The organism is Pseudarthrobacter sp. AL07, assembly GCF_029960665.1.
Taxonomy (GTDB): domain Bacteria; phylum Actinomycetota; class Actinomycetes; order Actinomycetales; family Micrococcaceae; genus Arthrobacter.
Genome location: NZ_JASBRB010000045.1, coordinates 1 through 9,620, shown reverse-complemented (window position 1 = coordinate 9,620; position 9,620 = coordinate 1). Strand labels below are relative to the sequence as shown.

The window sequence follows — 9,620 nt, the reverse complement described above, 5'->3', positions numbered from 1 at the left end:
CTCCCCACCAACGAAAACCGAACCCAAACAACCAACACCGCAACATGCTGCACCAAGGATTAACAGTCCATACCTGAGGTTCCGGGAGCGCGCCTTGATTCGTCGGCGGCGCTCCCGGAACCTCACCGCTAGGCGCGGTCCTGTCCGCGGGATCATCCAGCCCAACAAGTGCCCGGATGGACCAACACAGCGAAGGCCGGCCCAGGCCGGCCCTCGGCATCTATAAATCAAGAGACTCTATTTGGCCCTCCCACGTGCTGAACGTTCACGCTTCGGGGTTCCGTCTCTTTTGGCCGGTCACCACCGGCATCCATGCAGCAGAGATCGCACGACGTTCAGTCCATCAAAGGAGATGTTATGAGTGAAAATCGTTTGGACGAAGCCGATGGCCTGAAAAGGTCGATCAACTGGAAGCAGGGTATGGCCATCGCGCTGGGCGTGCCCCTGCTGATTCTGCCCTCCTTGGGCTACCTTCCGATGTATGTGTCCGCCGCAGCGATTCTTATCTGGGGATTATCGGTTCTTCAGGGTTTCATGCAGAACGCTGCCTATGCCGAAATGGCCACCACCTTTCCCAAAGCCTCCGGCCTGCCAGGGTTTGCCCAGCATGTATTCCGGACCGAAAACTACAAGGGCAAGTACGACAAGGGAAAGCTGATCGGCGGCTTCACTGCCTGGAGCTACTGGTTTGGCTGGAGCCCCATTCTGGCGATCTTCGCCATCATGGTCGGCGGCTACCTGTACGGGCTGTTTCCGGTGCTGGGCGAGACTTTTACCGAGTATCAACTCTCATTGATCTCCGGCCTGGTGATTTTCACAGGATTGTTCGTGATTAACTGGTTCGGACTCAAGGACGGCGCCATCCTCGGTTACATCCTGGCAGCCGTTTCGCTGATACCGCTGGTTGTCCTGGCCGTGGCGCCTTTCGCCACCGGACGCGTTGAGATGGCCAACATCACCGGCAGCTGGTGGCCGACTGACTGGGCCTGGGACATGCACCACGTCCTGATTCTCTTTGGCGTCTTTGCGATCGCCCAATGGAGTGCCTGCGCCTGGGAAACGGCAGCCATCTACGGCCCGGAATACAAAAACCCGTCCAAGGATGTCCCCAAAGCCCTGCTTGCCTGCGGCATCATCTGCTTCCTGCTCTATGTACTGGTGCAATCTGCAGTGATCGGTGTGCTTGGTGTCGAAGGAGTACTGGCCGAGCCTGTCTCACCCCTGATACCGGTCGCTCAGGCCGTCTTCGGCGAAGCCGGTTCCATCATCACGATCATCATGCTGATTTTTGCCATGATACTGATCATTCAGACCGCTTACCTGGGTTCATCCCGCGCCATGCACTCCATGGCAACGGAAGGCAACGTTCCCAAATTCCTCGGCAAAACAAATCGTCAGGGAACTCCGTTCATTGCCATGCTGGTCATCGGAGCCTTCAACCTGGTGCTGATTTCCATGGGAAACGCCGCAGCAATTCTTGCGGCCTCGGCCATTGGCTACACCTGCGCCAACGGCATCAGCCTGTTCGCTTACGTCCGAGCCAAGAAACACCCCGCCTTTGCCGGCCTGGAACGACCCTTCAAAGCACCGAAGGGCTGGAAACACGTCGCCATGATCTTTGGCCTGTTCAATGTTCCTCTGTGCCTGGTTGGTGTCGTTTACCTCAACAGCCTGGAAATCGGCTGGGCCTCAACCTGGGTTGGTTTCATCGTATTGTCCCTCTACCTACCCATCTGGTTGTATGCCCAGCATGAATCGCGTCGCGCGAAGAACCAGGTAACCACTGCTCCCTCGTCAGACCACGAAGCCGCAGAACGGGAAAAGGTTTTGGATCTCAGGTAACGGAACTCGCACCAACGGCTTCACGTCAAACGGATCCTCCTGGCAACAATCCGACGCTGCGCATTCTCCATCGCGTTTTGTTTGGGCGGTCCCCGGTGCTGCAGCAGCGGCACCGGGGACTGAACCTTGACTAACCCCAACCCAGTAGTGAGAGGTGATCTACATGTTCCATGTTCCGGCAGTTACCTTGACCCTCACGGCCGTTCTGCTGCTTAGCGGAAGCTATTACCTCCTGCAGGCCACACGGTCCCACCATCTCACCGACCGGGTCAACAAAAGTCTCCATGCCCTCATGAACGTCCTGATGGCCGCCATGTTGTGGAACCTCGTGCCATCGACCACGCTGGCTCAGATAGCTATACTCACCGGAGCAGCGCTGTGGTTTGTCATCCAGGCGGTCGCTCGGCCGGAATTTAAGTTGCTCTGCGGAGGTGGCCAGGGCCGGGTGCAGTGCCTGTACCACGGCGTGACCATGGCCGGCGCCGCTCTCATGGTTGCCATGATGGGTCACCCGAGCGCCGGCGATAAAACCGTCCCGGCCGGCGCCCTGTCAACGCCGCACGCCCACCACACGATGCCAGCCGCATCACAAAACACGGCTGCAGCAACATTTGATCTCTCATCCACCCTGGCGATCGTCCTGACGGTAGTGTTCGGAGCTGCGGCGGTGGCTTTCCTAATCCGCCTCCTATTATCAAAATCCGCGTTAACAAAATCCACGCTCCCCCACGCAAGTGCTCCGAAGCCCGCTCTCCGCACCGGACATCTACTCGAAGCCCTCGGCGCTGCCGTCATGGCCCTGATGTTCACCACCATGGCATAGGGAGTGCTCGCTGCGATCAATGGAAAGAGATCCTTGCATTCTGCGGATATATAAAAAACTACGTCAAGGAATCCGTCAATGACGAACCCGTTATGGCTATTGAATTGGGAAATTCTCATTGCACTTAATGCGGCGGAAGCATTCGGAACTTCACAGACGTCCTCGGTGCCGGCTGGTAATGCTAATGTATTCCAGCACGGGCCGATGACTTACGCTCCTCATAAGCAAGGCGGACCTGCCCTCGTAGGGAAAGTTGGTACCTAGTGTCTGCCCGCGGTGATCGCTTTATTTCTCCTCACTCTCCGGTGGAGGGCCTGAGGCGCCGGAAACTTTCCTTCTTGCCGGTCTTCGCGCAGTCAATAGCGAACGTGGCGCCCGCGGGCGCCATGTCCGTCATTCCGGCTCTCATCTTTCCGGGCCTCGTCGTTGGATCCGCTGGACCGAACCTTGTGCTGACATTCAGCGCTGCCATGGCCATCATCGTCCTGGTAACCCTATGTCTGAGGCCGATGGCAAAGCGCATGGCTGCCGTCAGCGGGCTCTACAGTTACACTGCGAAAGGGCTCGGTCAACGGACGGCAATCACCGCCGGCTGGTCAGCCATATTCGGGTACGGACTCGTGGCCATGGCCAGTCTGCTGGCTGTTGGCACATATATCGTTGAGCTATTCGTCAATCTTGGCGTCCCCGTCGCAGATCCTAAGATTTTCGCGGTGCTTGTCATTCTTGCTGCAGCAGGCGCCGCCTGTTTCCTTATGGTCAGGGGGATCCAGATATCCGCGTGGTCCACGCTGCTGATGGAAGCCATTTCAATTGGCATACTCACCGTCCTCATGGTCGTTTACTTCGCCTTCAACGCGCCGCAGGTCAATCTCGGGTGTGTGTTTGCCTGGAACGGACATTTTGATTCGTTATCGATCGGAATCGTGGTGGCCGTCAGTGCCTTTGTCGGCTTCGAAAGCCCCACCACCCTCGGAGGGGAAGCGCAGAGACCCTTCGTCAGCGTGCCACGGGCCATCACGTGGACCCCCATCTTGGCGGGCGTGCTCTATCTCCTCGCCGTAACCGCCCAGGACGTAGCCCTCAAAGAAGCACCGTCGGACATAACCGGCAGCTCCACTCCGTTGTCTGACCTGTTCTCCCAGTCTTCCCCCTTGTTCGCCGCAGTTCTTGACCTGGGAATCGCCGCATCCTGGTTTGCCTGCGCCATCGCTTCTGTGAACGCCCTTGCCAGGATATTTTTCTGTATGGGCCGGGAAGGCGTTGCCCCACGAGTAGTCGGCCGGACACATGCCGCCTTTCGGACGCCCTCGATGGCGATCCTGGTTGTAATGCCGGTTGTTGCCATCGTTCCCGTTGCGGTCATCATCTCCGGAGCCAGCCCCGAGCAGGGCCTCGCGAACCTCTTCACCCTTGGCGCCTATGGATACCTGGGGTCCTATATCCTTGCCAGTGCGTCCCTGCCCTTCTTCCTGCGCCGGATCGGGGAGAACACCTTGCCCAGCTGGATACTCGGAGCAGTAACCTCCGTAGTCCTCGGTGCGGTTCTCTGGACGGCTGCGATGACATCGATTGGAACAGGTAACCCGCAGACCCTCATCTACGGCGGCGTCCTCCTCCTCAGCGTCATATACGCCGCGTTCCTTCACCGGCGGTTACCCGCGCGCCTGGCGTCAGTGGGCATCTATGACGAGACCCGGGAATCAGACCTGTTTCATAGTGGACCGCTGCCATGAACTACAGCCCCACACACTCGGGTACCGGCTCAGCGTCAAACTCGCTCAGGATCCTGGAGATCGTGGCACGGTTCGGCACCGGCACAACGGCGAAAGAGATCACCGACGCCCTGCGAATGCCTCCGGCGACCGCCTACCGGATACTGAATGCGCTCGTCGGCGCCGAATATCTGGTCCGCACATCTGATCTCCGCGGATTTGCACTCGGACACGCAATTTCAGGCTTGGTTACGGCCGCGACCCCGCCAACCGTTCCCACCGCCGCCCGCACCGCAATGGACGAGTTCCGGCGGGGAAACCGTTTCGCTGTGCACCTCATCATGTTCAGGAACGCTTCCGTAAGAATCGCCGACGAAGATCCTGATTATCCGCTCCACTCAGTGTTCGAACTGCTCCGGTATCCACACGCCTCCGCCGCAGGGAAGCTGATGCTCGCTGAACTTGGCGGTTCGGCCTCCCCACTGCCGGGAGGCCAGTTAATGAAGCTGACCGAAAACACCATCACAGACAGTGACCGGCTGGAAGAACAACTCGCGGAAATAAGGCTCAAAGACCAGGCCTCGGAAATCAACGAATTCGAATCAGGATCCGCCAGCCTGGCACTTCCAGTACGAATGCCCAATGGGTCGGTGGGCGCGGCGCTCTGCCTCACCGGCCCCGCAGAACGGTTCACCACAATCTACGCACATGCGGAGGCGGCCCGCGAACTGACACTGCGACTGGCACCGCTCCTGTTCTGATTCGAACGCTCGGAAGCAGCAGAACGGCCCGCCCCCTAGAATCCAAGCTTTTGGAGACGGGGCCGTTCTGTCGGGTCAGCCGGCAGTGGCCGCCGTAAGCGAAGCGGACTCTTCGCCTGCTTCCGGCTTCGCCGCGTGCGGCACAAAGCGGACGAACATGGCTTTGAAGCCGGGGGTGTTGGATTCCCGTGCCACGTTTTCCTTGTGGACCAGGGCGTTGGCTTCGGGGAAGTACGCCGCGGCGCAGCCCTTCGCCGTCGGGTAGGCCACCAGGCGGAACTTGTCCGCCTGCCGGTCGTGGCCGCGGAAGGTGCTCACCACATCCACCAAGTCCCGGTCCTTGAAACCGAGTTCGGCCAGGTCCTCTGGGTGCACCAGAATCACGCGCCGGCCGCCCGAAATGCCGCGGTACCGGTCATCCAGGCCATAGAACGTGGTGTTGTACTGGTCATGGCTGCGGATGGTCTGCAGTACCAGGTGGCCCTCCGGCGGGGTCAGGTATTCCAGCGGGCTGACCGTGAAGCGGCCGCGCCCGATGTCCGTCTTGAACGAGCGGGTGTCCCGCGGCGGGTTAGGCAGCACAAAGCCGTTTTTAGTCCGGACCCTGGCATTGAAGTCTTCGAAGCCGGGCAGGACGCGGGAGATATGGTCACGGACCACGTCATAGTCCTCGGCCATCGCCTTCCAGGCCACATGGTGGTCCGGCCCGAAGGTGGCCTCTGCCATGCGCGCCACGATGACAGGTTCGGCGAGCAGGTGATCGGAAACCGGCACCAGCCTGCCCTGGGTGGAGTGGACCACGGACATGGAGTCCTCCACGGACAGGAACTGCGCGCCCTTGGGGTGCTTGTCGTCCTTGTCGGTCCGGCCCAGCGTGGGCAGGATCAGGGACGTACGGCCGTGCACCACGTGGGACCGGTTCGGCTTGGTGGAGATGTGCACCGTCAGGCCGATCCGCTGCATGCCCGCTTCCAGGGTTTCCGTGTCCGAACAGGCGAGAGAGAAGTTGCCACCCATGGACACAAACACGTCCACGTCGTCGCGTTCGAAAGCCTCCATGGATTCCACGGCGTCATATCCGTGGTGCCGCGGAGACTCGATCCCGAACTCGGTGTCCAGGGCCTCCAGGAGCCACTCCTTGGGTTTTTCCCAGATGCCCATGGTCCGGTCGCCCTGGACGTTGGAGTGGCCGCGGACCGGGCAGGCGCCGGCGCCGGGCTTGCCGAAGTTGCCCTGCAGGAGCAGGACGTTGACCATTTCCTTGATGGTGTCCACCGAGTGCGGCTGCTGCGTGACGCCCAGCGCCCAGCAGAAAATAGTGGCCTTGGACCGGATCAGCATCCCGGCCACGGCCTCGATCTGTTCCCGGGACAGGCCCGTCGCCTTCTCCGTTTCCGCCCAGTCCAGCTCCTTCCGGGCGCCACTGTAGGCATCGAACCCGTCGGTTTGCGCGTCCACAAAGGAACGGTCGACGACGGTGCCCGGGTTCCGTTCCTCCTCCGCCAGGAGCAAATGGCCCAGGGCCTGGAACAGGGCAAGGTCCCCGCCCACCTTGATCTGCAGGTACTCGTCCGCCAGCGGCGTGCCGCCGCCGACCACGCCTGAAACCGTCTGCGGGTCCTTGAAGTTGAACAGCCCGGCCTCCGGCAGCGGGTTGACCGCCACTACCTTGCCGCCCTTGTCCTTGCACTCCTTCAGCGCCGAGAGCATCCGGGGGTGGTTGGTGCCGGGGTTCTGCCCCACAACGAAGATCAGTTCGGAGTCGTGGATGTCCTCCAGGGACACGGTGCCCTTGCCGATGCCGATGGTCGGGTTCAGCGCCGAGCCGGAGGACTCGTGGCACATGTTCGAACAGTCCGGCAGGTTGTTGGTGCCCAGGGCCCGCGCGAACAGCTGGTACATAAACGCCGTTTCGTTCGCGGTGCGCCCGGAGGTGTAGAAGACGCACCGATCCGGCGTGGAGTCGCGGATATGTTCACCGATCAGCTCGAAGGCGTCCGCCCAGGAGATCGGCGAATAGTGGGTCTCCCCTTCACGGATCACCACCGGTTCGCTCAGCCTGCCCTGGTTACCGAGCCAGTACTCCGTTTTCCCGGACAGTTCCGCGATGGAATGCCTGGCCCAGAACTCCGCCCCAACCGTCCGGAGGGTGTTCTCCTCGGCCACGGCCTTGGCACCGTTCTCGCAGAACTCGGCCGCCTTCCGCTTCGTGGCAGATTCCGGCCAGGCGCAGCCGGGGCAGTCGAAGCCGCCCTGCTGATTCAGCCGCAGCAGGGACTGCACCGTCCGGGTCACGCCAGCCTGGGCCACGGCCCGCTCCAGTGCCACCATCACGGCTTTGACTCCGGCCGCTTCCGTTTTGGGTTTGTGGACTGCGAGGTTGTCTTCGTTGATGTCTGCGACGGGGGCTGGCTGCTTACCGAACTTCATTGGTTCAACTTCCTTTGCGGCTCACGCCGTTCATGTCCGAAACGCCGATTGAGGCGCGCCAGCTGTCCTGGCGCGCCTCAACGGGATCCTGCTGTTCAAGACCCTGATTACCGGGGAACCTTAGCCAGCGTTTCCTGTTCAGCTTCGATCGTAGTGTTGTCGCCGTGGCCTGTGCGAACCACGGTCTCGGTCGGCAGCGTCAAAAGACGTTCCCTGATGGACCTCAGGATCGTGGGGTAGTCGCTGTAGGAGCGTCCCGTTGCTCCCGGTCCACCGTTAAAGAGGGTGTCGCCGGTGAAGACGGTTCCCTCGCTCTCGAGGTAAAAGCAGGTGGAGCCCGGGGAATGGCCTGGGGTGTGGATGGCCAACAGCGCGGTGCCGCCCACCTCGAACACGTCACCGTCCCCGTGGTACCGGTCCGGTTCAGCATCAGGGTAGACCTGCTTCCAGAGGACCAGGTCGTCCGGGTTCAGGACGATCGGGGCGCCGACAGCGTCCGCGACCTGCCGCGCGGCGCCAATGTGGTCATTGTGCGCGTGGGTCAGCAGGATGGCCAGGACTTTCCGGCCGCGGACCTGATTGATGATCGCCTCGGCGTCATGCGGGCAGTCGATGATCACGCACTCATCCTCGTTGCCCACGATCCAGACGTTGTTGTCCACGTCCCAGGTGCCGCCGTCGAGCGTAAAAGTGCCCGAGGTGACCAGGTTTTCGATGGTGACTGTCATGAGAGCTCCTTCAGAGTCTGTACTTCAACAACCGAGCGCAGAATCTTGCCCTCGTGCATCCTGTCAAACGCGTCCTCCACCTGATCGATGGTGATCCGTTCGGTGACGAAGGCATCCAGGTCAAGGTTGCCCTGCTTGTAGTGCGCCACGAGCATCGGGAAATCGCGGGAAGGCAGGCAGTCCCCGTACCAGGAGGACTTCAGCGACCCGCCCCGCCCAAAGACGTCCAGCAGTGGCAGTTCAAGCAACATACCCGGCGTCGGGACACCCACCAGCACCACGCGGCCGGCGAGATCGCGGGCGTAAAACGCCTGCTTGTACGTTTCAGGACGTCCGACGGCGTCAATCACCACGTCCGCTCCGTTGCCGTTCGTGAATGCCCGGATGGCCTCGATGGGGTCTTCCTCGCCGGAATTCACCCCGTGGGTGGCTCCAAGGGACTTAGCCATCTCCACCTTGTTGGCGTCGATGTCCACCGCAATGATCGTGGTGGCACCTGCGAGCCTTGCGCCGGCGATCGCGGCGATGCCCACGCCGCCGCAGCCGATCACGGCTACGGATTCGCCGCGCTTGACCTCGCCCGTGTTAATAGCGGCACCGATGCCGGCCATCACACCGCAGCCGAGCAGCCCGACGGCGGCAGGATCGACGTCGTCATCAATCTTTGTGCACTGCCCGGCAGCAACCAGCGTCTTTTCCGCGAAGGCGCCAATGCCCAGCGCGGGAGAGAGTTCCGTACCGTCTTCGAGCGTCATTTTCTGCGTGGCATTGTGCGTGTTGAAGCAGTACTGCGGCTGGCCCTTGGCACATGCCCGGCACTCACCGCAGACAGCACGCCAGTTCAGGATCACTCGGTCGCCGGGGGCCACCTCGGTGACGCCGGGACCGACGGCGCTGACCACACCGGTGGCCTCGTGGCCCAACAGGTAGGGGAACTCATCGCCGATGCCGCCTTGCTTGTAGTGCAGGTCGGTGTGGCAGACCCCGCAGGTGAGAATGTCCACCAGGGCCTCCCCCGGCCCCGGATCCGGGACCAGGATAGTCTCCACCGAAACCGGGGAATTCTTCTCCCTGGCGATGACCGCTTTGACTTTGTGAACCATTACTTTGTGTTCCTTTTCTGGATCCGGGTGGATCTGGTGAGTCGGGGTCCCTTTATACGGCGATCAGTGACACGCGGTCCCGGTTACGTTCTGGCTCCCCGCTGCAGGTGAATGTCACGCTGCTGGCTTGATGCACTCTGGAACTACCTAAACTGCGAACCGTTTCGCCGAATACTTCGTCGGGGTCGAGGCGGCGGAGTTCTTCGGCGAGGCAGTCT

General features: G+C 61.2%; 7 protein-coding genes. 4 read left to right on the top strand and 3 right to left on the bottom strand.

Translation table 11 applies throughout. The annotated features are described in order from the left end of the window. The first annotated feature begins 357 nt into the window (after positions 1-357). The 4 genes from QK290_RS17810 (at position 358) to QK290_RS17795 (ending at position 5,141) form a co-directional block, all read left to right on the top strand. Positions 358-1,842 (top strand): APC family permease, encoded by a 1,485-nt coding sequence (locus tag QK290_RS17810; RefSeq protein ID WP_282331982.1) that lies wholly within the window; start codon positions 358-360, stop codon positions 1,840-1,842. 163 nt (positions 1,843-2,005) lie between these two features. After that, a complete protein-coding gene (locus tag QK290_RS17805; protein ID WP_282331981.1) occupies positions 2,006-2,665 on the top strand; it encodes a DUF5134 domain-containing protein in 660 nt (219 codons plus the stop codon). A 368-nt stretch (positions 2,666-3,033) separates the two neighbouring features. Beyond that, the gene (locus QK290_RS17800; protein ID WP_348994666.1) at positions 3,034-4,401 is read left to right on the top strand and encodes an APC family permease; all 1,368 of its coding nucleotides are present in this window, start codon (positions 3,034-3,036) and stop codon (positions 4,399-4,401) included. After that, positions 4,398-5,141 carry an IclR family transcriptional regulator C-terminal domain-containing protein gene (locus tag QK290_RS17795; RefSeq protein ID WP_282331979.1) on the top strand — a complete coding sequence of 248 codons (744 nt, stop codon included), beginning with the start codon at positions 4,398-4,400 and terminating at the stop codon, positions 5,139-5,141. The genes QK290_RS17800 and QK290_RS17795 overlap by 4 nt, the downstream gene beginning before the upstream one ends. Positions 5,142-5,216: 75 nt before the next feature. Here the strand turns inward: QK290_RS17795 and QK290_RS17790 are convergent, their stop codons facing one another. The 3 genes from QK290_RS17790 to QK290_RS17780 form a co-directional block, all read right to left on the bottom strand. After that, a complete protein-coding gene (locus QK290_RS17790) occupies positions 5,217-7,571 on the bottom strand; it encodes an FdhF/YdeP family oxidoreductase (RefSeq protein ID WP_282331978.1) in 2,355 nt (784 codons plus the stop codon). A 107-nt stretch (positions 7,572-7,678) separates the two neighbouring features. Beyond that, positions 7,679-8,299 carry an MBL fold metallo-hydrolase gene (locus QK290_RS17785; RefSeq protein WP_282331977.1) on the bottom strand — a complete coding sequence of 207 codons (621 nt, stop codon included), beginning with the start codon at positions 8,297-8,299 and terminating at the stop codon, positions 7,679-7,681. After that, the gene (locus QK290_RS17780; protein ID WP_282331976.1) at positions 8,296-9,402 is read right to left on the bottom strand and encodes an S-(hydroxymethyl)mycothiol dehydrogenase; all 1,107 of its coding nucleotides are present in this window, start codon (positions 9,400-9,402) and stop codon (positions 8,296-8,298) included. The genes QK290_RS17785 and QK290_RS17780 overlap by 4 nt, the downstream gene beginning before the upstream one ends. Positions 9,403-9,620: the final 218 nt, after the last annotated feature.